Origin of the sequence: Streptomyces sp. NPDC127190 (assembly GCF_042672505.1) — a bacterium.
Lineage (GTDB): Bacteria > Actinomycetota > Actinomycetes > Streptomycetales > Streptomycetaceae > Streptomyces.
In genome coordinates, this window is record NZ_JBHXVE010000002.1 from 136,682 (window position 1) to 160,874 (window position 24,193).

23 protein-coding genes are annotated in these 24,193 nt (G+C 71.3%); 15 read left to right on the forward strand and 8 right to left on the reverse strand.

Features of this window, described 5'->3' with window-relative positions; genetic code table 11:
- Positions 1–149: 149 nt before the first annotated feature.
- The 3 genes from sepH to ACFVIU_RS03960 form a co-directional block, all read right to left on the reverse strand.
- Positions 150–1,190 (reverse strand): septation protein SepH, encoded by a 1,041-nt coding sequence (sepH, locus tag ACFVIU_RS03950; RefSeq protein ID WP_385840454.1) that lies wholly within the window; start codon positions 1,188–1,190, stop codon positions 150–152.
- A gap of 447 nt (positions 1,191–1,637) precedes the next feature.
- Positions 1,638–2,957, reverse strand: coding sequence for a D-arabinono-1,4-lactone oxidase (locus ACFVIU_RS03955; RefSeq protein ID WP_385840455.1), 1,320 nt, complete (start codon positions 2,955–2,957; stop codon positions 1,638–1,640).
- Entirely contained in the window at positions 2,917–4,155 is a 1,239-nt protein-coding gene (locus ACFVIU_RS03960; RefSeq protein ID WP_385840456.1) for an MFS transporter, read from the reverse strand. The genes ACFVIU_RS03955 and ACFVIU_RS03960 overlap by 41 nt, the downstream gene beginning before the upstream one ends.
- Before the next feature lie 172 nt (positions 4,156–4,327).
- On the opposite strand from ACFVIU_RS03960, the gene ACFVIU_RS03965 reads away from it, so the two are divergent.
- Complete coding sequence (locus tag ACFVIU_RS03965; RefSeq protein WP_385840457.1) at positions 4,328–5,455, forward strand: ferrochelatase; 1,128 nt, start codon at positions 4,328–4,330, stop codon at positions 5,453–5,455.
- An 8-nt stretch (positions 5,456–5,463) separates the two neighbouring features.
- Positions 5,464–6,279 carry an inositol monophosphatase family protein gene (locus ACFVIU_RS03970; RefSeq protein ID WP_385840458.1) on the forward strand — a complete coding sequence of 272 codons (816 nt, stop codon included), beginning with the start codon at positions 5,464–5,466 and terminating at the stop codon, positions 6,277–6,279.
- Between the two features lie 122 nt (positions 6,280–6,401).
- On the opposite strand, the gene ACFVIU_RS03975 is transcribed toward ACFVIU_RS03970, so the two are convergent.
- Positions 6,402–6,575 (reverse strand): hypothetical protein, encoded by a 174-nt coding sequence (locus tag ACFVIU_RS03975; RefSeq protein WP_173456694.1) that lies wholly within the window; start codon positions 6,573–6,575, stop codon positions 6,402–6,404.
- A 410-nt stretch (positions 6,576–6,985) separates the two neighbouring features.
- Between ACFVIU_RS03975 and ACFVIU_RS03980 the strand changes: the two genes are divergently transcribed.
- The 4 genes from ACFVIU_RS03980 (at position 6,986) to ACFVIU_RS03995 (ending at position 10,511) form a co-directional block, all read left to right on the forward strand.
- Complete coding sequence (locus ACFVIU_RS03980; RefSeq protein ID WP_003993508.1) at positions 6,986–7,639, forward strand: response regulator transcription factor; 654 nt, start codon at positions 6,986–6,988, stop codon at positions 7,637–7,639.
- 6 nt (positions 7,640–7,645) lie between these two features.
- Entirely contained in the window at positions 7,646–8,893 is a 1,248-nt protein-coding gene (locus ACFVIU_RS03985) for a sensor histidine kinase (RefSeq protein ID WP_385840459.1), read from the forward strand.
- A 393-nt stretch (positions 8,894–9,286) separates the two neighbouring features.
- Complete coding sequence (locus ACFVIU_RS03990) at positions 9,287–9,583, forward strand: DUF4193 domain-containing protein (protein ID WP_003997302.1); 297 nt, start codon at positions 9,287–9,289, stop codon at positions 9,581–9,583.
- 13 nt (positions 9,584–9,596) lie between these two features.
- Positions 9,597–10,511 carry a hypothetical protein gene (locus ACFVIU_RS03995; RefSeq protein WP_385840460.1) on the forward strand — a complete coding sequence of 305 codons (915 nt, stop codon included), beginning with the start codon at positions 9,597–9,599 and terminating at the stop codon, positions 10,509–10,511.
- Positions 10,512–10,546: 35 nt separating this feature from the next.
- Here ACFVIU_RS03995 and ACFVIU_RS04000 read toward each other — a convergent pair whose 3' ends face one another.
- Positions 10,547–11,011, reverse strand: coding sequence for a DUF3093 domain-containing protein (locus ACFVIU_RS04000; RefSeq protein WP_385840461.1), 465 nt, complete (start codon positions 11,009–11,011; stop codon positions 10,547–10,549).
- A 58-nt stretch (positions 11,012–11,069) separates the two neighbouring features.
- On the opposite strand from ACFVIU_RS04000, the gene ACFVIU_RS04005 reads away from it, so the two are divergent.
- The 7 genes from ACFVIU_RS04005 (at position 11,070) to ACFVIU_RS04035 (ending at position 17,581) form a co-directional block, all read left to right on the forward strand.
- Positions 11,070–11,654, forward strand: a complete 585-nt coding sequence (locus ACFVIU_RS04005; RefSeq protein ID WP_385840462.1) for a PaaI family thioesterase — start codon at positions 11,070–11,072, stop codon at positions 11,652–11,654.
- On the forward strand, positions 11,651–12,202 hold the full coding sequence (dut, locus tag ACFVIU_RS04010) for a dUTP diphosphatase (protein ID WP_385840463.1): 552 nt from the start codon (positions 11,651–11,653) through the stop codon (positions 12,200–12,202). Before ACFVIU_RS04005 ends, dut begins: the two co-directional genes overlap by 4 nt.
- A gap of 1 nt (position 12,203) precedes the next feature.
- Positions 12,204–12,965, forward strand: coding sequence for a DUF3710 domain-containing protein (locus ACFVIU_RS04015; RefSeq protein ID WP_385840464.1), 762 nt, complete (start codon positions 12,204–12,206; stop codon positions 12,963–12,965).
- A 192-nt stretch (positions 12,966–13,157) separates the two neighbouring features.
- Complete coding sequence (locus ACFVIU_RS04020) at positions 13,158–15,713, forward strand: ATP-binding protein (protein WP_385840465.1); 2,556 nt, start codon at positions 13,158–13,160, stop codon at positions 15,711–15,713.
- Entirely contained in the window at positions 15,710–16,399 is a 690-nt protein-coding gene (locus tag ACFVIU_RS04025) for a response regulator (RefSeq protein WP_385840466.1), read from the forward strand. The genes ACFVIU_RS04020 and ACFVIU_RS04025 overlap by 4 nt, the downstream gene beginning before the upstream one ends.
- Before the next feature lie 60 nt (positions 16,400–16,459).
- Complete coding sequence (locus ACFVIU_RS04030; protein ID WP_385840467.1) at positions 16,460–16,858, forward strand: OB-fold nucleic acid binding domain-containing protein; 399 nt, start codon at positions 16,460–16,462, stop codon at positions 16,856–16,858.
- A gap of 3 nt (positions 16,859–16,861) precedes the next feature.
- Complete coding sequence (locus ACFVIU_RS04035; RefSeq protein ID WP_385840468.1) at positions 16,862–17,581, forward strand: DUF3159 domain-containing protein; 720 nt, start codon at positions 16,862–16,864, stop codon at positions 17,579–17,581.
- Positions 17,582–17,758: 177 nt separating this feature from the next.
- Here the strand turns inward: ACFVIU_RS04035 and ACFVIU_RS04040 are convergent, their stop codons facing one another.
- Positions 17,759–18,430 carry a potassium channel family protein gene (locus tag ACFVIU_RS04040; RefSeq protein WP_385840469.1) on the reverse strand — a complete coding sequence of 224 codons (672 nt, stop codon included), beginning with the start codon at positions 18,428–18,430 and terminating at the stop codon, positions 17,759–17,761.
- Positions 18,430–19,101: an NAD-binding protein gene (locus ACFVIU_RS04045; protein ID WP_385840470.1), complete on the reverse strand. Its 672-nt coding sequence runs from the start codon at positions 19,099–19,101 to the stop codon at positions 18,430–18,432. The genes ACFVIU_RS04040 and ACFVIU_RS04045 overlap by 1 nt, the downstream gene beginning before the upstream one ends.
- Positions 19,102–19,492: 391 nt before the next feature.
- On the opposite strand from ACFVIU_RS04045, the gene ACFVIU_RS04050 reads away from it, so the two are divergent.
- Positions 19,493–21,544 carry an APC family permease gene (locus ACFVIU_RS04050; RefSeq protein ID WP_385840471.1) on the forward strand — a complete coding sequence of 684 codons (2,052 nt, stop codon included), beginning with the start codon at positions 19,493–19,495 and terminating at the stop codon, positions 21,542–21,544.
- 109 nt (positions 21,545–21,653) lie between these two features.
- Positions 21,654–22,982, forward strand: a complete 1,329-nt coding sequence (locus ACFVIU_RS04055) for a class I SAM-dependent RNA methyltransferase (protein ID WP_385840472.1) — start codon at positions 21,654–21,656, stop codon at positions 22,980–22,982.
- A gap of 501 nt (positions 22,983–23,483) precedes the next feature.
- On the opposite strand, the gene ACFVIU_RS04060 is transcribed toward ACFVIU_RS04055, so the two are convergent.
- The gene (locus tag ACFVIU_RS04060; protein WP_385840473.1) at positions 23,484–23,693 is read right to left on the reverse strand and encodes a hypothetical protein; all 210 of its coding nucleotides are present in this window, start codon (positions 23,691–23,693) and stop codon (positions 23,484–23,486) included.
- Positions 23,694–24,193 lie beyond the last annotated feature (500 nt).

Consider the following 24,193-nt stretch of genomic DNA (forward strand, 5'->3'; position numbering starts at 1 on the left):
ACCCTGGCCCTGGGGCGGCTCGGGCCTTTGTTTTACACGCCCCGGGGGGGGCGCCCCCCCCGCGGTCCCCGGGGGCGCGGGGGGGCCCCCCGCCCGCCCCCCCGCTTCCGCGTTCGTCCGTACGGCTCTTCGCGCGTCCGTACGACCGGCTACTCCTGTTTCTTGCGGCGGGTGCCGAAGACGATCTCGTCCCAGCTCGGGACGGCGGCGCGGCGCCCGGGGCGGACGCCGTCGGCCTCGGCCTGGCGGTCGGTGGCCCCGATGAGCCGGTCCCGGTGGCTGCCGACCGAGCGGGGCATGAGGACGTCCGCGTAGGCCGAGCCGGCCGAGGCGGCGGGCGCCGGAGGCTCCTCCTCCACCGGTTCGTCGGTGGGCTCCTCGGGGTCCTCCGCGGGGCGTTCCGGCACCACCAGGTCGCCCCGGAAGCTGGGCACGGCCTCCAGCAGGCTGGTCAGCGAGTCGCGTTCGCCCGTGCTCTCCTCGTCGGGCTCGGACGGCTGCGCGGACAGCGCGGGCCGCTCCCGGTCGCTCCGGTCGAGCGCCCGGTCCATCGACCGCTCGCGCGGCAGCCGGGCGATGCGCGGGACGAACGGGAAGCTGGGCTCCGGCACGGCGAGGTCGTCGGACTCGCCGATCAGCGAGCGCGCCTCGTCGTCCACGGCCTGGACGAGCCGCCGGGGCGGGTCGTACGTCCAGCTCGCCGAGTGCGGTTCGCCCGCGACCCGGTAGACGAGGAGCACCTCCCAGGTGCCGTCGTCGCGGCGCCAGGAGTCCCACTGCACGGTGTCCTTCTCGGCGCCGCGCAGCAGCAGCCGCTCCTGCACGGCCTCGCCGAGCGGCGGCCCGGAGTTCTCGCCGGGGCGGCGGACCGGGGTCTTGCGGGCGCGCTCGGCCATGAAGGCGCGCTCGGCCAGCACGGGTCCCTCGAAGCGCCGTACCCGGTCGACGGGGATGCCGGCCAGCTGGGCGACCTCCTCGGCGGTGGCACCCGCGCGTATCCGCGCCTGGATGTCACGGGGCCGGAGATGGCTCTCGACCTCGATCTCGATCTGGCCGAGGCGGGGCCGGTCGCCGCGCACGGCGGCGCGGAGCCGTTCGTCGATCGGAAGCGTGTATTCCGTAGAGTCGGCAGCCTTCAGCACCAGTCGTGTGCCGTCATTCGAGACGGCCACGACACGCAGTTCGGGCATGGGGACCTCCCGGGTGGTGCCTGCCGACGTCACGTGCGTCGCTGCTTCCGCTAGTCGAGTGTGGCCTGCCCGGGTGCAGCCTGCCACAACCTTGCCGAGTTGCCCGGCGTGTCGGGCGCGGGCCCTGAGTCGCCGTTATGGCACGGTTACCTGTTCGCAACGCTCAGTGACCAACTCCGTCACCGTGTGCAACTAGCCCCCTCCCGGCGGTCCTTGCGAGGCCGCGGACACCCTGGTGGGAGACCGGACCCAGGGCTCGCAACAGTACTCCATTCGGACCACGTGCGTGGATTGGCGCGCCGCCCAACTTCTGGCAAGGGTTGCAACTCGGCCCGGCGCAAGCGGTTTTGCGGATCATGAACGTGGCGAACTTCACGCAATCCCCGGAAACGGAACGAATGGCAGGCAAGTTCCGTCCGCTCCCGGGGAGTTCACCGAGGGCACCGTCTACCGGCCCAGCACCCTCCGCAGATAGTCGTTCTGGAACAGCCGGTCAGGGTCGAGGCGGTCCCGCAACGCCGTGAACTCCTCGAAACGCGGATACACCCGGGCGAAGTACTCCGCGTCCCGGGTGTGCAGCTTGCCCCAGTGCGGACGCCCCTCGTACGCGGTGAAGATGCGCTCCGCGGCGGTGAAGTACGCCTGGTACGGCGTGCCCCGGAACATGTGGACGGCGATGTAGGCGCTGTCCCGGCCGGAGGCGGTGGACAGGGTGATGTCGTCGGCCGGCGCGGTGCGCACCTCGACCGGGAAGCTGACCCGCGGCCCCGAGCGGTCGACCATGGCCTTCAATTCGCGCAGCGCGTCAGCCAGGGCCGCGCGCGGGACGGCGTACTCCATCTCCACGAAGCGCACCCGGCGCGGTGAGGTGAAGACCTTGTACGGGATGTCCGTGTACGTCCGCGCGGACAGCGCCCTGCTGGAGATCTGCGCGATGGCCGGGACCGTGGCGGGGGCGGCGCGGCCGACCCACTGGGCCACCTGGAAGACGCCGTTGGAGAGGAACTCGTCCTCGAACCAGCCGGCCAGCCGGCCCACGGGCTGTTCGGGGCCCGCGCTGCGGTTGTTGCGCTTGGTGTTGGTGTTGGCGGTGTGCGGGAACCAGTAGAACTCGAAGTGCTCGTTCTCGGCCCAGAGTTGATCGAACTCGGCGAGCACCCGGTCGAAGGGCATCGGTTCCTCGCGCGCGGTGAGCAGGAAGATCGGCTCCACGGCGAAGGTGATCGCCGTGACGATGCCGAGCGCGCCGAGGCCTGTTCGGGCGGCGGCGAAGACCTCGGGGTTCTCCTTCTCGGAGCAGGTGAGCACCGAGCCGTCCGCGGTGACGAGTTCCAGCCCTTTGATCTGGGCGGCGATGGAGCCGGACTCGCGGCCCGTGCCGTGCGTGCCGGTGCTGGTCGCCCCGGCGACGGTCTGCTCCATGATGTCGCCCATGTTGGTGAGCGACAGCCCCTCGCGCGCCAGGGCCGCATTGAGTCTCTTGAGCGGAGTACCCGCCTCGACCGTGACCGTCATGGACGCACGGTCGATGGTGCGTATTCCGGTCAACAGTTGAGGGCGGATCAACACTCCGTCCGTGGCCGCGATCGAGGTGAAGGAATGGCCGGTCCCCACGGCCTTCACCTTCAGGCCGTCCTCCCGGGCCCGGCGCACGGCCGCCGCCAGGTCCGCCACGGAGGCCGGAGCGACCTGCCGGGCGGGGCGGGCGGTGACATTGCCGCCCCAGTTACGCCAGGTGCCGATCTTCCCGTTCGCTGTGCTGCTCAACGGTGCCTCCCCGCCCCGCCGCCGGCCTGCGCAGCCGGCGGTACCCGAGGAAACCGACCGCGACCGCGGCGGCCCCGGAGACCACCGGAACCCCGTACCCCGCGCGTGCCCCGGCGGCGTCGATGACCGAGCCGGCCACGGAGGAGCCGAGCGCGACACCGACCGCGAGACCGGTGCTCACCCAGGTCATGCCCTCGGTGAGCCGGGCACGAGGTACGTGCTCTTCGATGAGGGACATCGTCGTGATCATCGTCGGCGCGATGGACAGCCCCGCAACGAACAGCGCCACGGCCAGAAGCGGCAGGTTTCCGACCAGTAGGAGGGGGATCATACTCACGGCCATCGCCGCCACGCCCAGCAGCCAGCGGCGTTCCGGTGCCCCGGCGAACCGCAGCAGCCCGAAGACCACCCCGGCCGCACAGGAGCCGGCCGCGTACAGCGCGAGCACCACGCTCGCGGCGCCCTTGTGGCCGCGGTCGTCGGCGAAGGCGACGGTGACGACGTCCACGGACCCGAAGATCGCGCCGGTCGCCACGAAGGTCGCCACCAGCACCTGGAGCCCGGCCGAGCGCAGGGCCGTACCGCCGCCGTGGTGCTCGCGCGGGTGCGGCTCGGGCTCGGTGGCGCGCTGGGCGGTCAGCCAGAAGACGCCGACGGCCAGGAAGCAGGCGGCCAGCAGCGGGCCGGCCTCCGGGAACCAGGCCGTGGACAGCCCGATGGAGATGATCGGGCCGAAGATGAAGCAGACCTCGTCGACGACCGACTCCAGCGAGTACGCGGTGTGCAGTTGGGGCGTGCCCCGGTACAGCGCCGCCCAGCGGGCCCGGATCATCGCGCCCAGGCTCGGCACCGAGCCGATCCCCGCCGCGCAGACGAACAGCACCCAGTCCGGCCACCTCAGATGGGCGGCGAGCAGCAGCCCGGCCGCCGCCGCGAGGGCCACCAGGGTCGCCGGGCGCAGCACCCGGCGCTGACCGTGCCGGTCGACCAGCCGGGAGATCTGCGGGCCGATCGCCGCGGCGGACAGCGCGATGGTGGCCGACAGCGCGCCCGTGAGGCCGTACCGGCCGGTGAGCTGGGAGACCATCGTGACCACGCCGATGCCGGTCATCGACAGCGGCATCCGGCCGAGGAACCCGGCGGCGGAGAAGGCCTTGGTGCCGGGGGCGGCGAACAGGGCGCGGTAAGGGCTGGGCACGTGGTCTCCGAAGCGGCTCGGTAAGGCGCGAATGCGGCGGATACAGCTTACGAGTTAGGTAAACCTAAGTGCACCCTCGAAAGCGAGGGGAAAAAGCGTCATAAACCCGCTGTAGTCCGACTCTTCATCCGGCTGTTTCCCGGCTGTCGGCACCGGGTGGCAGGATCGACACATGCCAGACGCGCTCGATGTCACGCCCTACGACGCCCTGCTCCTGCTCTCCTTCGGCGGCCCCGAAGGCCCGGACGACGTCGTCCCCTTCCTGGAGAACGTCACGCGCGGGCGTGGCATCCCGAAGGAACGCCTGAAGGAAGTCGGGCAGCACTACTTCCTGTTCGGCGGAGTCAGCCCGATCAACGCCCAGAACCGCGCCCTGCTGGACGCCCTGCGCAAGGACTTCGCCGAGCACGGCCTGGACCTTCCCGTCTACTGGGGCAACCGCAACTGGGCGCCGTACCTGACGGACACCCTGCGCGAGATGGTCGCCGACGGCCGCCGCCGCATCCTGGTGCTCGCCACCAGCGCCTACGCCTCCTACTCGGGCTGCCGGCAGTACCGCGAGAACCTCGCGGACGCGCTGGCCGCCCTCGAGGCCGAGGGGCTGGAGCTGCCGAAGATCGACAAGCTGCGGCACTACTTCAACCACCCCGGCTTCGTCGAGCCCATGATCGACGGTGTGCTGCGCTCCCTGGAGGACCTCCCCGCGGACGTCCGCGACGGCGCCCACATCGCCTTCACCACCCACTCCATCCCGACCTCCGCGGCCGACACCTCCGGCCCGGTCGAGGCGCACGGCGAGGGCGGCGCCTACGTCGAGCAGCACCTGGAGGTGGCCCAGCTGATCGCCGACGCCGTCCGCGAGCGCACCGGCGTCGACCACCCCTGGAGGCTCGTCTACCAGTCCCGCTCCGGCGCCCCGCACATCCCGTGGCTGGAGCCCGACATCTGCGACCACCTCGAGGAGCGGCACGCCGCGGGCGTCCCAGCCGTCGTCATGGCCCCCATCGGCTTCGTCTCCGACCACATGGAGGTCCTCTACGACCTCGACACCGAGGCCACGGCCAAGGCCGAGGAACTGGGCCTGCCGGTGCGCCGCTCGGCCACCGTGGGCGCCGACCCCCGGTTCGCCGCCGCCGTCCGCGAACTGATCGCGGAGCGCGCCGCCGTGGAGCGCGGCCAGCACGTCACCCCCTGCGCCCTGGGCGCGCTGGGCGCGAGCCACGACCTGTGCCCGGTCGGCTGCTGCCCGGCCCGCGCCCCGCGCCCGGCCGCCGCCGGTGCCGACAGCCCCTACGCGTGAGGAGACCCGTGACCGACGCCCTGCACCGGGAACTGCTGGAACTGGCCCAGGAGGCCGCCCGCCGCGCCGGCGAGCTGCTGCGCGACGGCCGCCCGGCCGGCCTGGAGGTCGCCAGGACCAAGTCCAGCCCGATCGATGTCGTCACCGAGATGGACATCGCGGCGGAGAAGCTGATCACCGATCTGATCTCCGGCCGCCGCCCCGACGACGGCTTCCTCGGCGAGGAGGGCGCCTCCGCCCCGGGCACGAGCGGCGTCCGCTGGGTGATCGACCCGCTCGACGGCACCGTGAACTACCTCTACGGCCTGCCGACCTGGGCGGTGTCCGTCGCCGCCGAGGTGGACGGCGAGACCGTCGCCGGGGTCGTGGCGGCCCCGATGCGCGGTGAGACGTACCAGGCGGTGCGCGGCGGCGGTGCGTGGGCCACGGGCGCCTGGGAGGGCGAGCGGACCCTCGCCTGCCGTCCCGCGCCCCCGCTGGACCAGGCGCTGGTCTCCACCGGCTTCGGCTACGTCACCGAGGTCCGCGCCCACCAGGCCGAGGTGGCCGCCCGGCTGATCCCGCTGGTGCGGGACATCCGGCGCGGCGGCTCGGCGGCGATCGACCTGTGCGACGTGGCCTGCGGCCGGCTGGACGCGTACTACGAGCGGGGCCTCAACGCGTGGGACTACGCGGCGGGGGACCTGATCGCGCGGGAGGCGGGCGCGCAGACCGGTGGACGGCCCGGAGAGCGGCTTTCGCGCGAGCTGACCGTCGCCGGGTCGCCGGGTGTCTTCGAGCCCCTCCAGCGGCTGCTGGAGGACTTCGGCGCCTGGCACGACTGAGTACGCCAAGGGCCCGACCGGGCCCGGCCGGGCATGCGAAGGGCCCGGCCGAGCGCGTCCGAGCATGCGAAGGGCCCCCGGCGCTGGATTCGCCGGGGGCCCCTCATGCGCTGCCGGGCCGATCAGACGCGTGACGCGCCGACCTCCACACCGTGTTCGGCGGCGAGGCGGCGCAGGTCGTCGAGCTCGGCCTGCTCCACCTCGGCGAGGAAGTCGTCGCCCTCGTCACGAGCCCGCGACAGGTCGGACTCGGTCGCCTTTATGCGCTGCAGAAGTCCTGCGGTGAAAGCGTCCATGCTGCGCCCCCTCGTCCTGGGTCGTGGGTCGGTGGCACGGGGGTGTGCCGTATGGGAAGCGGCGATCACGTCTGACGAGGGTGCCCAGCGCTGCCCTGCTGGGCGGCGACGGTGCCGGACACCCGCGCCCACGCTGCGAAGCGGATCAAGGTACCGCATGGTGTTACGGCACATGCAGAGCGTGATCGCGGGGTGTAAAGCCGTCCTCCCCCCGCTTCACTCCCCGGAAACCTCAACCGGCGGAGAAAGTCCGGGATTCCCGCCCCGGAACGCCGATCCTGCGGCCCACCCACCGCCTTACAGCCGACTTACGGCCGAAAAGGGCAGGATGGAGGTCACATCCCACGAACACCCCTGCCCGCACCCGCCCACGGCGCGCTACGCGGGTGGACATCAGGAAGGAAAGCGACGTGCGCGTACTCGTCGTCGAGGACGAGCAGCTGCTCGCCGATGCGGTGGCCACCGGACTGCGCCGGGAGGCCATGGCCGTCGACGTCGTGTACGACGGTGCGGCCGCCCTGGAGCGCATCGGCGTCAACGACTACGACGTGGTCGTCCTCGACCGCGACCTCCCGCTGGTGCACGGCGACGACGTCTGCCGCAAGATCGTCGAACTGGGCATGCCCACGCGCGTGCTCATGCTCACCGCCTCCGGAGACGTCAGCGACCGCGTCGAGGGCCTGGAGATCGGCGCCGACGACTACCTGCCCAAGCCGTTCGCGTTCAGCGAGCTGATCGCGCGCGTGCGCGCCCTCGGCCGCCGGACCAGCGTGCCCCTGCCGCCGGTCCTGGAGCGCGCCGGCATCAAGCTCGACCCCAACCGCCGCGAGGTCTTCCGCGACGGCAAGGAGGTCCAGCTGGCGCCCAAGGAGTTCGCGGTCCTGGAGGTGCTGATGCGCAGCGAGGGCGCCGTGGTGTCGGCCGAGCAGCTGCTGGAGAAGGCCTGGGACGAGAACACCGACCCGTTCACCAACGTGGTGCGCGTCACGGTCATGACCCTGCGCCGCAAGCTGGGCGAGCCGCCCGTCATCGTCACCGTCCCCGGCTCCGGCTACCGGATCTGATCCGCCGTGGCCACGACACCCGCGCCGCCGCAGGCGCCCCCGAAGCCCACCTGGGACCCCAGGCGCCCGCAGCCGCCCTTCCCCTGGCTGCGCCCCACCATCCGCATACGGCTCACGCTGCTGTACGGCGGCATGTTCCTGATCGCCGGCATCCTGCTGCTGTCGATCATCTATCTGCTGGCCGCGCAGGCGATCAGCACCGGCAACCAGCCACTTTTCAAGATCGTCAGCTTCCAGGAGCTGAAGGTCTCCAGCGACAGCTGCCCCGCGATCAACACCACCAGCCTCCCGCTGTCGGACTTCAACGACGCGATCGCCCACTGCGTGGACCAACAGCGCCAGGCCGCCCTGGACAACCTGCTCAGCCGCTCGCTGCTGGCCCTGCTGGGCCTCGCGGTGATCGCCTTCGCGTTCGGCTACGCGATGGCCGGCCGGGTGCTGTCCCCGCTCGGCCGGATCACCCGCACCGCCCGCCAGGTGGCCGGCTCCGACCTGTCCCGCCGGATCGAGCTGGACGGCCCGGACGACGAGCTGAAGGAGCTGGCGGACACCTTCGACGACATGCTGGAGCGCCTCCAGCGGGCCTTCACGGCCCAGCAGCGCTTCGTCGGCAACGCCTCGCACGAGCTGCGCACCCCGCTGGCGATCAACCGCACGCTGCTGGAGGTGCACCTCTCGGACCCGAACGCGCCGGTGGAGCTCCAGCAGCTCGGCAAGACGCTGCTGGCCACCAATGAGCGCAGCGAACAGCTGGTCGAGGGGTTGCTGCTGCTCGCCCGCAGCGACAACCAGATCGTCGAGCGGGGGCCGGTCGACCTGGCCGAGGTCGCCTCGCAGGCCATCGACCAGGTGCACGCCGAGGCCGAGGCCAAGGGCGTCAGCGTGCGCGGCGAGCGCAAGGCCGCCGTGGTCCAGGGCAACGGCGTCCTGCTGGAGCGGATCGCCCTGAACCTGGTGCAGAACGCCGTGCGGTACAACGTGCCGGAGGACGGATGGGTCGAGGTGAGTACCGAGGTGCGGCACGGGCAGGCGGTGCTGACGGTGTCGAACACCGGCCCGGTGGTGCCGGCGTACGAGATCGACAACCTCTTCGAGCCCTTCAGACGGCTGCGTACGGAGCGCACGGGCAGCGACAAGGGCGTCGGTCTCGGCCTGTCCATCGTCCGCTCGGTGGCCCGCGCGCACGGCGGCCACATCGTGGCGCAGCCACGGGAGGGCGGCGGTCTGGTGATGCGCGTCACCCTGCCGTTGTGATCTACGACCGACACACGCGAAGGATGTTCGCTTCACGCGGAATTTTCCGGGGGCCGAATGGGCTTCACTTTGTGTGATCGATCACATAGGCGGATTTCCAGCCATGTACTGTCCGTGATCATGACACAAGCCGGAAAGCCGGGAAAGTCCTGGTTTTCAGGGCTCTTGATCACGGGAAGTACACGGTGAGGCGCCTTTGAGGTGCGGCATTCGAACCGTGTACGGTCCACAGCGCCATCCAAGCCGATCACTCTTGAGGGGTCGGGTTGGGTGTCGATTGAGTAACAGCCCTTGATGTGAGGCAAAATCTCCGCCTCAGGTCGGGCACAAGTCCGGCCTCTCACGCGTTACGTGCGCTGGAGACACCGCAGACACCCAGAGGGGGAGAGCGATATGGCAACCGATTACGACACTCCACGCAAGACCGACGACGACGTCGACTCGGACAGCCTTGAAGAGCTGAAGGCCCGGAGGAACGACAAGTCCACCTCGTCGGTGGACGTCGACGAGTTCGAGGCCGCCGAAGGCCTCGAGCTGCCCGGCGCCGATCTTTCGAACGAGGAACTGGCAGTCCGTGTGCTGCCGAAGCAGCAGGACGAGTTCACCTGCATGAGCTGCTTCCTGGTACACCACCGCAGCCAGCTCGCCCGCGAGAAGAACGGCCAGCCGATCTGCCGCGACTGCGACTGAGGACGGGTCGGCCATGACTGGCTCGACCCCTCATCGGAAGCGCCGCTTCCCCCGGCGGGGAGCGGACCAACGGCGGGTGCACGGCCCGCACGGTACGCGTGACGACGAGCGGGGCTCATTCGGTACGGGAGCCTCGCTCGGACCGGCGGCCGACCGGGACCAGCCGCCGGAGCCGGAACAGCAGACCGCGCCCGCCGCCCAGCGACGGGTGGCGGTCCTGCGTGGCAAAGCCCTGACGATGGCCCGGGAAGGGGCCCTCAGGGGCCGCAGGCGCGCCCTCGTGGGGATCGCTCATGTCGCCGACCGGATCATCGACATCGCCCCGCGTGTGCCCGTACGCGACCTCGCGACCCTGCGCCGGCAGTTCCCGGGCCTCGGGCCCGAAGAGCTGGCCGACAAGCTGGTGGCGGGCGCGGCGGCCGGGACCTCCACGATCGGCGCGGGCATCGGAGCGGCGGCGATGCTGCCGGTACCGCCGGCCATGCCGACCGAGCTGGCCGCCGAGATCACCGGGGTCGCGGCGATCGAGCTGAAGCTCATCGCCGAACTGCACGAGGTCTACGGCCTGCGTCCGCCCGGAAACCTCAAGGCCCGCAGCGCCGCGTATCTGTCCTCCTGGTCGGGGGAGCGCGGCATCGAGGTGCTGAAGCCCTCGACCTACGACGCCGCCCTCGGCGGCCGGATGAAACGCGAACTGCGCCAGCAGATCATGAAGCGCGCCCTGCGCGATCTGCCCAACCTGGCGCCGTTCCTGGTGGGAGCCGCGGTCGGCGCGGTCATGAACCGCCGGGACACCCGAAGACTCGCCGCGCGCATCCGCGCCGACCTGCGCAGACACCAGGTGCCGTGGGACCGGCTGGGGGAGCTGCCGGCGCTGGAGAAGCCCGAGAACCCGCTCGAGCTGCGCGACCTGCCCGGCGAGCTCTGAAGGCTCCCGAGGCTCCGGCGGGCGCTGGACGGGCGCTAGACCTGCGCCTTCTTCGCGCTCTCGATCGCCGCCGCCAGCCGCTCCGGCTCACGCGTCGACAGGTACAGGTACGGCGTCGGGTCCTGCGGGTCCGTGACCTCCACGCGCAGGGCCGTCGGGATGTAGGCGCGCAGCAGCAGGAAGGCGCGGGTGTCGGCCTTGTACGTGCGCCAGGCCCGGGCCTCCTCCGCGTCCATGACGTGGGACTCGCCCAGCGCCGACACCGGGATCTTCGCCTCGCCCGCGATCAGCGCGTCACCCACCACCCGGATCCGCATCGAGCCGTACGAGCTGGCGACCACCGCCGCCACGGCCGTACCGCCGACCAGACCGCCGAGCATCGGCAGAGTGCCGAAGGGGAGCAGGATCAGGGCGAACGAGACACCCACGAGAAAGCTGATCAGCCACCACGAGCGGGGGGCGGTGAGGCGTTCTTCGTAAGGGGTGGCGGAGAGCTGCATGAAGCCAAGCTTGGCACGGCATCCGGACCGGGCCGATGCGCGGGTAAGGTCTGCGGCTGTGAGTGGTAGTTCCGCAAGCCTTCAGCCTCCCGCCGACGCCGTGACACCGGTGCGGCACCCCGACGCGCCCGCGCCCGGCGAACTCCTCGGTGCCCACTACGAACACTGTTTCGGATGCGGCCCCGGACAGTCGCACGGCCTGCACCTCGAGGCGCGGGCCGGCGAGGGTGTCTCGCTGACCGCCGAGTTCACCGTCCAGCCCGCCCACCAGGGCGCCCCCGGCCTCGCGCACGGCGGGGTGCTGGCCACCGCCCTCGACGAGACCCTCGGCTCGCTGAACTGGCTGCTGCGCACCATCGCCGTGACGGGACGGCTGGAGACGGACTTCGTCCGGCCCGTGCCCGTCGGCACCACGCTCCACCTGGAGGCCGAGATCACCGCCGTCGCCGGGCGGAAGATCTACTCCACCGCGACCGGCCGGCTCGGCGGCCCCGACGGACCGGTCGCCGTCCGCGCCGACGCCCTCTTCATCGAGGTCAAGGTCGACCACTTCATCGACCACGGCCGCACGGAGGAGATCCAGGCCGCCATGAACGACCCGGACCAGATCCGGCGCGCCCGAGCCTTCGAGGTGAACCCGTGAGCCGTGACCCCCTGGACGTGCTGATCCGGCGCGTCGATCCGGACGTACCGCTTCCGGCCTATGAGCACCCGGGGGACGCCGGAGCGGATCTGCGCACCACCGAGGCGTGCGAGCTGGCGCCCGGCGAGCGGGCCGTGCTGCCCACCGGTGTGTCGATCGCGCTCCCCGAGGGGTACGCGGCCTTCGTGCACCCCCGTTCCGGCCTGGCAGCCCGCTGCGGTGTCGCCCTCGTGAATGCCCCGGGGACGGTTGATGCCGGGTACCGTGGGGAGATCAAGGTGATCGTGGTGAATCTCGACCCGCGCGAGTCCGTGCGGTTCGAGCGCTTCGACCGGATTGCCCAACTGGTCGTCCAGCAGGTCGAGAGGGTCCGCTTCCAGGAGGTCGCGGAGCTTCCCGGCTCGGCGCGGGCCGAGGGGGGCTTCGGGTCCACCGGCGGCCACGCCGCGGTGGGCGGCGAGAGCGGCACAAACGGTCAGGCCGCCATGGGCGGCCCGACGGGTGGGAATCGATACGCTTCGGTCGTATCCGACCGGGAAGGACAGTGACGTGTTCGGACGTCGCAAGAAGAAGGGTGCCGCCGAGGACGCGGCCGGCGAGGCCGAGCAGGTCGTCGACAACGTCGACACCGAGGCGGACGAAGAGGAGGCCGAGCGCGAGCGCGTCCGGCTGGAACCCGGGCCCCGGCCCGACGGCCCCTGGGACAGCGAGGAGGTGCGCGACCCGGCCGAGGGCCGCGTGGACCTCGGCGGTCTGTTCGTACCCGGCGTCGACGGCATGGAGCTGCGGGTCGAGGTCGCCGGTGACGCGATCGTCGCCGCGACCGTCGTCCTGAGGGACAGCGCGATCCAGCTCCAGGCCTTCGCCGCGCCCAAGCGGGAGGGCATCTGGGGCGAGGTCCGCGAGGAGATCGCGTCCGGCATCACCCAGCAGGGTGGCATCGTCGACGAGGTCGAGGGCCCGCTGGGCTGGGAGCTGCGGGCACAGGTGCCGGTGCAGCTGCCGGACGGCACGGGTGGCTTCCAGGTCGTGCGGTTCGTCGGCGTGGACGGTCCGCGGTGGTTCCTGCGCGGTGTGATCTCCGGGCAGGGAGCCGTGCAGCCGCAGGCCGCCGGGCTGCTGGAGCAGATCTTCCGGGACACCGTCGTGGTCCGTGGCGAGGGGCCGATGGCGCCTCGCGACCCGATCGTCCTCAAGCTGCCGAACGACGCGCAGATGGTCCCCGAGGGGGTCCAGCAGGAGGAGTCCTCGCGCTTCTCGGGCGGCATGGGGCAGTTGCAGCGGGGCCCCGAGATCACGGAAGTCCGTTAGCGGACGGGTTCACGGGCCGTGCCCCTCCTCGGGCGCGGCCCGTTCGTGCGACACGGCCCCCAGCCGCGGGGCCCGCGGCCGTCAGGGTTGCGTCAAAGTGTGCCCTTGGGCAGGCGCTCGTCCCTTGTGTCCGCATCGTTGGCCGTAAGGTCGACGCTGCGTGGGCAAGAGTGACGGGAAGACAATAAGAGCATGGCGCGCGGCAAGCTTCGGATCTATCTCGGTGCCGCACCGGGCGTGGGCAAGACGTACGCCATGGTGTCCGAGGCGCATCGGAGGGTGGAGCGGGGGACCGACTGCGTCGTCGCCTTCGTCGAGCACCACGGCCGGGCGCGGACCGAGGCGCTGCTGCACGGCCTGGAGCAGGTGCCGCGCAGGGAGATCGAGTACCGGGGCGGCGTCTTCACCGAGATGGACGTCGACGCCGTACTGCGCCGGGCCCCCGCGGTCGCGCTCGTGGACGAGCTGGCCCACACCAACGTCCCCGGCTCCCGGAACGCCAAGCGCTGGCAGGACGTCGAGGAGCTGCTGGCGGCCGGGATCGATGTGGTCTCGACGGTCAACATCCAGCACCTGGAGTCACTCGGTGATGTGGTGGAGTCCATCACCGGGGTGCGGCAGCAGGAGACGGTGCCGGACGAGGTCGTGCGCCGGGCCGACCAGATCGAGCTGGTCGACATGTCCCCGCAGGCGCTGCGCCGCCGGATGGCGCACGGCAACATCTACCAGCCGGACAAGGTCGACGCGGCGCTGTCCAACTACTTCCGGCCGGGCAATCTCACCGCGCTGCGCGAGCTGGCGCTGCTGTGGGTGGCCGACCGGGTCGACGAGTACCTGAACCAGTACCGCAGCGAGCACCGGGTCTCCACGATCTGGGGGTCGCGGGAGCGGATCGTCGTGGGGCTCACCGGCGGGCCGGAGGGCCGTACGCTCATCCGGCGTGCCGCGCGGCTGGCCGAGAAGGGCGCCGGCGGCGAGGTGCTGGCGGTGTACATCTCGCGCAGCGACGGGCTGACCTCGGCCTCCCCGAAGGAGCTGGCCGTCCAGCGGACCCTGGTGGAGGACCTGGGCGGTACGTTCCACCAGGTGGTCGGCGACGACATCCCGGCCGCGCTGCTGGACTTCGCACGGGGCGTCAACGCCACCCAGATAGTGCTCGGCTCCTCGCGCCGCAAGAGCTGGCAGTACGTCTTCGGGCCGGGCGTGGGTACCACGGTCGCCCGGGACTCCGGGCCCGACCTCGACGTGCACATCGTCACCCACGAAGAGGTCGCCAAGGGCCGCGGACTGCCCGTCTCCCGGGGCGCCCGGCTCGGGCGGGCCCGGATCATCGCGGGCTGGCTGACGGCGCTGGCCGGCCCGGCGGTGCTCGCGCTGCTGCTGAGCGCGACCGACCTCGGCCTCGCCAACGACATGCTGCTGTTCCTGGCCGTGACGGTCGCCGCCGCCCTGATCGGCGGCCTGCTGCCCGCCCTGGCCTCGGTGGCCTTCGGGTCCCTGCTGCTGAACTACTTCTACACCCCGCCCCTGCACCGGTGGACCATCGCCGACCCCAAGAACATCGTCGCCATCGCGATCTTCTTCGGCGTCGCCGTCTCGGTGGCCTCGGTGGTGGACCTGGCGGCCCGGCGCACCCACCAGGCCGCCCGGCTGCGCGCCGAGTCGGAGATCCTCTCCTTCCTCGCCGGCAACGTGCTGCGCGGCGAGACCAGCCTGGAGGAGCTGCTGGAGCGGGTCCGGGAGACCTTCGGCATGGAGTCGGCGGCCCTGCTGGAACGCGCGGGCGACCTGGAGCCCTGGACCTGCGCCGCGCGGGCCGGCTTCGGGCCGCAGCTGGACCGGCCCGAGCAGGCCGACGTCGACGTGCCCGTCGGTGACCACCTGGCCCTCGCGCTCACCGGCCGGGTGCTGCCCGCGGAGGACCGCCGGGTGCTCGCCGCCTTCGCCGCGCAGGCCGCCGTCACGCTGGACCGCAGGCGGCTGAAGGAGGAGGCCGACCAGGCCCGCGCCCTCGCCGAGGGCAACCGCATCCGCACCGCCCTGCTGGCCGCCGTCAGCCACGACCTGCGCACGCCCCTGGCCGGGATCAAGGCGGCCGTGTCGAGTCTGCGCTCGGCCGACGTGGAGTGGTCCGAGGAGGACCGGGCCGAGCTGCTGGAGGGCATCGAGGAGGGCGCCGACCGGCTCGACCACCTCGTCGGCAACCTGCTGGACATGTCCCGGCTCCAGACCGGGACGGTCAACCCGCTGATCCGCGAGACCGACGTCGACGAGGTCGTGCCGATGGCGCTCGGCGGGGTGCCCGACGACAGCGTCGAACTGGACGTGCCCGAGACCCTGCCGATGATCGAGGCCGACCCCGGACTGCTGGAGCGGTCGGTGGCCAACCTGGTCGAGAACGCCGTCAAGTACAGCCCGCCCGGACGGCCCGTACTGGTCTCGGCGAGCGCCATGGCCGACCGGGTCGAGGTGCGCGTGGTGGACCGCGGGCCCGGCGTCCCCGACGAGGCCAAGGACCGCATCTTCGCGCCCTTCCAGCGGTACGGCGACGCCCCGCGCGGCGCCGGCGTCGGGCTCGGTCTCGCGGTCGCCCGGGGCTTCGCCGAGGCCATGGGCGGCACCCTCGAGGCCGAGGACACGCCGGGCGGCGGGCTCACCATGGTGCTCAGCCTGCGCGCCGCAGGAGCGGGCCCGGACCCCCTCCACGCAGCGGAGGACACCGCAGAACCAGAAAGGCAGACCCTATGACGACCCGGGTGCTCGTGGTCGACGACGAGCCGCAGATCGTGCGCGCCCTCGTGATCAACCTCAAGGCGCGCAAGTACGAGGTCGACGCCGCGCCCGACGGCCGTACCGCCCTCGAACTGGCCGCCTCCCGCCACCCCGACGTGATCGTGCTCGACCTCGGCCTGCCCGACATGGACGGGGTCGAGGTGATCCGGGGGCTGCGCGGCTGGACCCGGGTACCGATCCTCGTGCTGTCCGCCCGGCACTCCTCCGACGAGAAGGTCGAGGCGCTGGACGCGGGCGCCGACGACTACGTCACCAAGCCCTTCGGCATGGACGAGCTGCTGGCCCGGCTGCGGGCCGCGGTGCGCCGGGCCGAGCCGGTCGGGGCGGGCGAGGACGAGCTGACGACCGTGGAGACCGAGGGGTTCACCGTCGACCTCGCCGCCAAGAAGGTCAACCGGGCCGGCAAGGACGTCCGGCTCACCCCGACCGAGTGGCATCTGCTGGAGGTGCTGGTCCGCAACACCGGCCGCCTGGTCGGCCAGAAGCAGCTGCTCCAGGAGGTGTGGGGGCCGTCGTACGGGACGGAGACCAACTACCTGCGCGTGTACATGGCCCAGCTGCGCCGCAAGCTGGAGGCGGACCCCTCGCACCCGAAGCACTTCATCACCGAGCCGGGGATGGGATACCGGTTCGAGAGATGAGCCCGGCGGTGAAGTGAGCTCGGCTACGGCGGTGTCGGCGGGCCCCGGTACGCTTCAGGTATGGGTGCTGTTCCTCGTTCCGCCAAGCCGGCCGGCCGGATCCGGCGCATGCTCGACCGGCTTTCCTCGTCACAGGAGGACCTGGAGTCCGAGGAGCTGCGTGAGGACGCCGAGACGGCGGGCTGTACGAAGATCGGCGACTGCCAGGACCGGCAGATCGTCATCGTAACTGGTACCTTGCGCACGGTCACCCTGCGTCCCCGCGCCGGAGTCCCGGCCCTGGAGGCCGAGCTGTTCGACGGCTCCGCGGCGCTGGACGTGGTGTGGCTCGGCAGGCGCTCCATCGTGGGTATCGAACCGGGGCGCCGGCTGATCGCATCGGGCCGGATCTCCATGAGCCGGGGCCGCCGGGTGCTGTTCAACCCGAAGTACGAACTGCGACCCCTCGGACGGGAGTAGCCGGTGACGTCCCTCGACAAGCCGACCCAGGACACCGACCAGACCCCGCCGGACGACGCCCGCGCGGTCACCGAAGCGGCGCTCTTCGAGGCGTTCGGCGGTGTCCGGGGCATGGTCGAGACCGTCGTCCCGGGGCTGCTCTTCGTCGCCATCTACACGGTCAACAAGGACCTGCACATCTCGGCGATCGCCGCGCTCGCGGTGTCCCTGGTGCTGGTCGTGGTCCGGCTGGTGATGAAGGACACCGTCAAGCACGCCTTCAGCGGGGTGTTCGGCGTGGTCTTCGGCGTGGTGTTCGCGATGTTCACCGGCAACGCCAAGGACTTCTATCTGCCCGGCATGCTCTACACGCTGGGGCTGGCGGTCGCGTACATCGTCACGACCCTCGCCGGGGTGCCCCTGATCGGGCTCATCCTGGGCCCGGTCTTCAAGGAGAACCTCTCCTGGCGGACCCGGAACCCGGGCCGCAAGAAGGCCTATGCGAAGGCCAGCTGGGCCTGGGGTCTGATCCTGCTCGCCAAGTGCGCGATCCTCTTCCCGCTGTACTGGTGGTCCGACACCACCAAGCTGGGCTGGGTCCTGGTCGCCCTGAAGATCCCGCCGTTCCTGCTGGCCGTCTGGCTGACCTGGGTCTTCCTGGCGAAGGCGCCTGCGCCGATCGACGTGTTCGCGGAGCTGGAGGCGGAGGAGAAGGCCGCGGAACAGGCCCGCCACCAGGGCTGACCGCCTGCCGGCGATGCCATCCGGGGACCCCGGCTCCGTGGACGTCCCGGATCGGTTCCCGTGGTCGGTTCTCGGCTTCCAGCCCCGCCCCGTAGTCCCCGTGCCCCCGTCACCCAGCCCCGACCGTCCGTCTCCGGACCGACCGGGTCGGGAGACGGACAGCGGGCGGTGTCTGTGTCAGCCTTCCTCGCGCCGTACCGACAGCAGCTGCTCCAGCTGCTCCTCGCGGGCCTGGGCGGCCACGAAGAGCAGTTCGTCGCCCGGTTCCAGGGAGTCGTCCTTGGACGGGGTGAGCACCCGGGTGCCGCGGATGATGGTGACCAGGGAGGTGTCCTCCGGCCACTCGACGGCGCCGACCTGTGTGCCGGCCAGCGCCGACTCCTCGGGCAGGGTCAGCTCGACCAGGTTGGCGTCGCCGTGGCTGAAGCGGAGCAGACGGACCAGGTCACCGACCGAGACCGCTTCCTCGACCAGGGCGGACATCAGGCGCGGGGTGGAGACGGCGACGTCCACGCCCCAGGACTCGTTGAACAGCCACTCGTTCTTGGGGTTGTTCACGCGGGCCACGACGCGCGGAACGCCGTACTCGGTCTTGGCGAGCAGCGAGACGACCAGGTTGACCTTGTCGTCGCCGGTCGCGGCGATGACGACGTTGCAGCGCTGGAGCGCCGCCTCGTCCAGGGAGGTGATCTCACAGGCGTCGGCCAGCAGCCACTCCGCCTGCGGCACCCGCTCCACCGAGATGGCGGTCGGGGCCTTGTCGATCAGCAGGACCTCGTGGCCGTTCTCCAGCAGCTCGCCCGCGATCGAGCGGCCGACGGCACCGGCTCCGGCAATGGCGACCCTCATCAGTGACCGCTCTCCTCTTCCGGGCCCTGGGCGAACGCCGCCTCGACCTTCTCGACGTCGTCCGACCGCATCATCACATGCACGAGGTCACCCTCCTGCAACACCGTCTGCGAGGTCGGCAGGACCGCTTCGCCGAGGCGGGTCAGGAACGCCACGCGGACGCCCGTCTCCTCCTGCAACTTGCTGATCTTGTGGCCCACCCACTTCGCGGAGGCGTGCACCTCGGCGAGCTGCACCCCGCCGGTGGGGTCGCGCCACAGCGGCTCGGCCCCGGAGGGCAGCAGCCGGCGCAGCATCTGGTCGGCGGTCCAGCGGACCGTGGCCACCGTGGGGATGCCCAGCCGCTGGTAGACCTCGGCGCGCCGCGGGTCGTAGATGCGGGCGGCCACGTTCTCCACACCGAACATCTCGCGGGCCACGCGCGCGGAGATGATGTTGGAGTTGTCACCGCTGGAGACGGCCGCGAAGGCGTCGGCCTCCTCGATGCCCGCCTCGCGAAGGGTGTCCTGGTCGAAGCCGACACCCGTGACACGGCGGCCCCCGAAGCCCGGGCCCAGACGGCGGAAGGCGGTCGGGTCCTGGTCGATCACGGCGACCGTATGGCCCTGTTGCTCCAGGGTCTGGGCGAGAGCGGAACCCACTCTCCCGCAGCCCATGATGACGATGTGCACGACCGTCCTTCCGGTGTCAAGAGATTCTCGAAGGATTATTGACTTGGCCTTAACAGGTTCTCAGACCGCGGCCCAAGCTACACACGCACCGTCCCGGAGGGGCACCCCCTATCGCGGTCCAGGTGCTGGAGGAGGGCGGCGGCGCGTGATGCTGCGCACGCTGCACAGGGTGAGGATTCCGAGGCCGACGAGGCCGAGAGTGGCCCCGATCAGCTCTGCGGGCGCGGGCATGGCACCTCCGAGGTGCGAAGATGTGCGGGTTTGACATCTAGGCACGACGGGCACGATCACCACGGAATCCGCAGGTCCGCGCACCCTCGAATTCACTCGTGAGGCAGATTCCCCCCACCGGGTGGGCGGGTGCCAGTTCGAAGGCTTACGATCCTCTCTCGTGTCCAAACTGACCGACGTGCCCAAACGGATCCTGATCGGGCGCGCACTGCGCAGTGACCGGCTGGGAGAAACCCTCCTGCCGAAGCGCATCGCACTCCCCGTCTTCGCCTCCGACCCGCTGTCCTCCGTGGCCTACGCACCGGGGGAGGTCCTCCTGGTCCTGTCCATCGCGGGCGTGTCGGCGTACCACTTCAGCCCCTGGATCGCCGTCGCGGTCGTGGTGCTGATGTTCACCGTGGTCGCCTCCTACCGGCAGAACGTCCACGCCTACCCGAGCGGCGGCGGTGACTACGAGGTCGCCACCACCAACCTGGGCCCCAAGGCCGGTCTGACCGTCGCCAGCGCCCTGCTCGTGGACTACGTGCTGACCGTCGCCGTCTCCATCGCCTCCGGCATCGAGAACCTCGGCTCCGCGATCCCCTTCGTCGTCCAGCACAAGGTGCTGTGCGCCGTCGTCGTGATCCTGCTGCTCACACTGATGAACCTGCGCGGTGTGAAGGAGTCCGGCAAGCTCTTCGCCATCCCGACGTATGTGTTCGTCGGCGGGGTCTTCGTCATGATCGCGTGGGGTGCCGTCCGGGGGCTGGTCCTCGGCGACACCATGCGCGCCCCCACCGCCGACTACCACATCAGGGCCGAGCACCAGGGCCTGGCGGGCTTCGCCCTCGTCTTCCTGCTGCTGCGCGCGTTCTCCTCCGGCTGTGCCGCGCTCACCGGTGTCGAGGCGATCTCCAACGGCGTCCCGGCCTTCCGCAAGCCCAAGTCGAAGAACGCGGCGACCACGCTCGCCATGATGGGCCTGCTGGCCGTCACCATGTTCTGCGGCATCATCGCCCTGGCCATGTCGACCAATGTCCGGATGGCCGAGAACCCGGCCACCGACCTGATCCACAACGGTCACCCGATCGGCTCGGGCTATGTCCAGAACCCGGTGATCTCCCAGGTCGCCGAGGCCGTCTTCGGCAAGGGCAGCTTCCTGTTCATCGTCCTCGCGGCCGCCACCGCCCTGGTGCTGTTCCTGGCCGCGAACACGGCGTACAACGGCTTCCCGCTGCTCGGCTCGATCCTCGCCCAGGACCGCTACCTGCCGCGCCAGCTGCACACCCGCGGCGACCGCCTCGCCTTCTCCAACGGCATCGTGCTGCTGGCCGGCGCCGCGGCGCTGCTGACGGTCATCTACGGCGCCGACTCCACGCGTCTGATCCAGCTGTACATCGTCGGCGTGTTCGTGTCCTTCACGCTCAGCCAGACCGGCATGGTCCGGCACTGGAACCGGCACCTGGCGACCGAGCAGGACCCTGCGGCGCGCCGCCACATGGTGCGCTCCCGGGCGATCAACGCGTTCGGCGCCTTCTTCACCGGCCTGGTGCTCGTCGTCGTCCTGGTCACCAAGTTCACGCACGGCGCGTGGGTGGCCCTGCTCGGCATGTGCATCTTCTACGCGACCATGACCGCGATCCGGAAGCACTACGACCGCGTCGCCGAGGAGATCGCCGCCCCCGAGGGCCCGAGCGACGACAGCGTGCGGCCCTCCCGGGTCCACTCGGTGGTCCTGATCTCCAAGATCCACCGGCCCACCCTGCGTGCCCTGGCCTACGCCAAGCTGATGCGCTCGGACACCCTGGAGGCGCTGACCGTCGGCGTCGACCCGGGCGAGACCAAGGCGCTGCGCGAGGAGTGGGAGCGGCGCGGCATCGACGTACCGCTGAAGGTCCTGGACTCGCCGTACCGCGAGGTCACCCGCCCGGTGATCGAGTACGTCAAGAGCCTGCGCGCGGAGTCCCCGCGCGACGCGGTGTCGGTGATCATCCCCGAGTACGTGGTCGGCCACTGGTACGAGCATCTGCTGCACAACCAGAGCGCCCTGCGGCTGAAGGGCCGGCTGCTGTTCACCCCCGGCGTGATGGTCACCTCCGTGCCCTACCAGCTGGCCTCCTCCGAGGCGGCCAAGATGCGCGCCCGCAAGCGGCAGGAGTGGAGCGCCCCGGGTGCGGTCCGCCGCGGCCCGGCGACGGAGCATCCGAAGGAGCCGGCGACGAAGAGCGAGTGACGGTGCGGGGAGGCCGTAGACTGGTGGGCTGTTGTCCGGCCCACCGGTGTGCGGCCGTCCCCGTTTCCGCGTCCGCTTTCCCGTTTCTTTGATCTGGAGTCACCCCGCCATGCAGGCAGAACCGACGAAGTCTCTGGTGGGCGAGGAGTACGAGGTCGAGGTCGGCCCCGTCGCCCACGGCGGCCACTGCATCGCCCGTACGTCCGAGGGCCAGGTGCTGTTCGTCCGGCACGCGCTGCCCGGTGAGCGGGTGGTGGCCCGGGTGACCGAGGGCGAGCAGGGCGCCCGTTTCCTGCGCGCGGACGCCGTGCGGATCCTGGAGGCGTCCAAGGACCGGGTCGAGGCGCCCTGCCCCTTCGCCGGTCCCGGCCGCTGCGGCGGCTGCGACTGGCAGCACGCCAAGCCGGGCGCCCAGCGCCGGCTGAAGGGCGAGGTGATCGCCGAGCAGCTGCGCCGGCTCGCCGGCCTCACCCCCGAGGAGGCGGGCTGGGACGGCACGGTGATGCCGGCCGAGGGCGACAAGCTGCCGGCCGGACAGGTGCCGCAGTGGCGCACCCGGGTCCAGTACGCCGTCGACGCCGAGGGCCACGCGGGCCTGCGCCGGCACCGCTCGCACGAGGTCGAGCGCATCGACCACTGCATGATCGCCGCGGAGGGCGTCAGCGAGCTGGGCATCGAGAAGCGGGACTGGGCCGGCATGGAGTCGGTCGAGGCGATCGCCGCCAGCGGTTCCCAGGACCGCCAGGTGATCCTCACCCCGCGCCCCGGCGCCCGGCTCCCGCTGGTCGAGCTGGACAAGCCGGTCTCGGTGCTGCGGGTGGACGAGAAGTCCGGCGGGGTGCACCGGGTGCACGGCCGCCCGTTCGTCCGTGAGCGCGCGGACGGCCGTACCCACCGGGTCGGCGCCGGCGGCTTCTGGCAGGTCCACCCGAAGGCCGCGGACACCCTGGTGACCGCGGTCATGCAGGGGCTGCTGCCCCGCAAGGGCGAGACCGCCCTCGACCTCTACTGCGGCGTCGGCCTCTTCGCGGGCGCGCTCGCCGACCGCCTCGGCGAGAAGGGCGCGGTCCTCGGGATCGAGTCCGGCAAGCGGGCGGTGGAGGACGCGCGGCACAACCTGGCCGACTTCCCGCGGGTCCGCATCGAGCAGGGCAAGGTCGAGTCGGTCCTGCCGCGCACGGGCATCACGGAGGTCGACCTGATCGTCCTGGACCCGCCCCGCGCCGGAGCGGGCCGCAGCACGGTCGCCCACCTCTCCTCCCTGGGCGCCCGCCGCATCGCCTACGTCGCCTGCGACCCCGCTGCGCTCGCCCGCGACCTGGCCTACTTCCGCGAGGGCGGATACCGGGTGCGGATGCTGCGGGCGTTCGATCTGTTCCCGATGACGCATCATGTGGAGTGCGTGGCGATTCTTGAGCCTGCCGAGAAGGGCCTCTGACCTGCCGTTTTGCATTTCAGGTGGCCAGCTCTACCTGTTTTCGCTCGCGGACTGCGTCGACTGAGGTTTGCTTGTCCAGAACGCTCTGAGCTGCAGGTTCGAGGGCTGGCGTGGGTCTCGCGGCGACGTGGCGATGCGCAATGCAGAATTTTTGACGCTCGGATGACGCTCGAATATCGGAAGCCTCAACCTCGGACCTCTCCGGCCCTGGGCCGCAGACCGGGGCCGTTGGCGCGGGGCAAGGACTCCGGTTTGGGGGGCGACTGCACCTCGCCAGCGGCGGCGCGTGCTGCTACCTCGTCGCACGCACCTCGGAACCGAGACCGCGGCCCGACCGGGCCACGAAGGACGGATCCGTATGCCTTCGCGAGATGGGGCAGTGGGTCCGCTCGGCGCGAGAATGGCGTCCCACGCGCCTTCCCCTTTGGGCGGCACCCTGGGAGCGCATCACCGGCTCCCTGGAACTGAAGGCGCCAGGGCACGACGTCACGCCCGACGGCTTCACGAAGCGGGACCGGGAGCAGTGGGAGCTGATGCGCGGACCGCGGTGGCCCGGTACCAGTCCGGTTCCTGCGGGCACAACTTGGGCGCGTGCGCCCGGACGAAGGCTCGTGCGGCGGTGACGCGGTTGGGGTGTTCGTCGGTGGCCTCGGCAGCGTCGAAGGCCGGGATGCGGCCCAGCCCTTGCTCCGCGTCGTCGAAATTGTCCAACCTGGTCTTTGGCGCAGGAGACGCCGTGTAGGCGTCGCTTCCCCAGTCCTGCCGGTCGGAGAAGATTGGGTGGGTGCCAGTCCTTCGTGCCCATGACGACGAGGACCTTCGGGGTCATCCCCTCGAAGGCGGTCGTGGCGAGCGGTGCGTAGGGCTGGGCCGCCGGGCCGTTCAGATCCGCGCCCCGGCCGGCCGCGGCGATCGTGACGCGGGCGCCGAAGTGTGCGTCGACGGCTCACCGGCAGGTTCGGGGTTGACGGGCGTGCTCGCCGTAGCTCGGGTCGGTGATCGCCGGCGCGTTCACGAATTGGCCGACGCGCCAGGACTGTCGGCCGCCGAACCGCTCGGCGAAGAAGGAGGGCATCCCTTCGCCCTCCGATTGCCGAGCAGCCGTGGAGAACCGTGCGGCGCACGTCGGCGGCGAACGGCCCGTCGTAGGAGGCAGGGCCGTGGGTGTGTTGGGGGGGGGGGTGTGGGTGGGGGGGGGGGGGGGGGGGTAC

Bases quoted from the DNA above. Each gene is read 5' to 3' on its own strand.
- sepH (WP_385840454.1), bottom strand. From the start codon at position 1,190: ATGCCCGAACTGCGTGTCGTGGCCGTCTCGAATGACGGCACACGACTG.
- ACFVIU_RS03965 (WP_385840457.1), top strand. From the start codon at position 4,328: ATGCCAGACGCGCTCGATGTCACGCCCTACGACGCCCTGCTCCTGCTC.
- ACFVIU_RS03975 (WP_173456694.1), bottom strand. From the start codon at position 6,575: ATGGACGCTTTCACCGCAGGACTTCTGCAGCGCATAAAGGCGACCGAG.
- ACFVIU_RS03990 (WP_003997302.1), top strand. From the start codon at position 9,287: ATGGCAACCGATTACGACACTCCACGCAAGACCGACGACGACGTCGAC.
- ACFVIU_RS03995 (WP_385840460.1), top strand. From the start codon at position 9,597: ATGACTGGCTCGACCCCTCATCGGAAGCGCCGCTTCCCCCGGCGGGGA.
- ACFVIU_RS04000 (WP_385840461.1), bottom strand. From the start codon at position 11,011: ATGCAGCTCTCCGCCACCCCTTACGAAGAACGCCTCACCGCCCCCCGC.
- ACFVIU_RS04020 (WP_385840465.1), top strand. From the start codon at position 13,158: ATGGCGCGCGGCAAGCTTCGGATCTATCTCGGTGCCGCACCGGGCGTG.
- ACFVIU_RS04025 (WP_385840466.1), top strand. From the start codon at position 15,710: ATGACGACCCGGGTGCTCGTGGTCGACGACGAGCCGCAGATCGTGCGC.
- ACFVIU_RS04030 (WP_385840467.1), top strand. From the start codon at position 16,460: ATGGGTGCTGTTCCTCGTTCCGCCAAGCCGGCCGGCCGGATCCGGCGC.
- ACFVIU_RS04040 (WP_385840469.1), bottom strand. From the start codon at position 18,430: ATGAGGGTCGCCATTGCCGGAGCCGGTGCCGTCGGCCGCTCGATCGCG.
- ACFVIU_RS04055 (WP_385840472.1), top strand. From the start codon at position 21,654: ATGCAGGCAGAACCGACGAAGTCTCTGGTGGGCGAGGAGTACGAGGTC.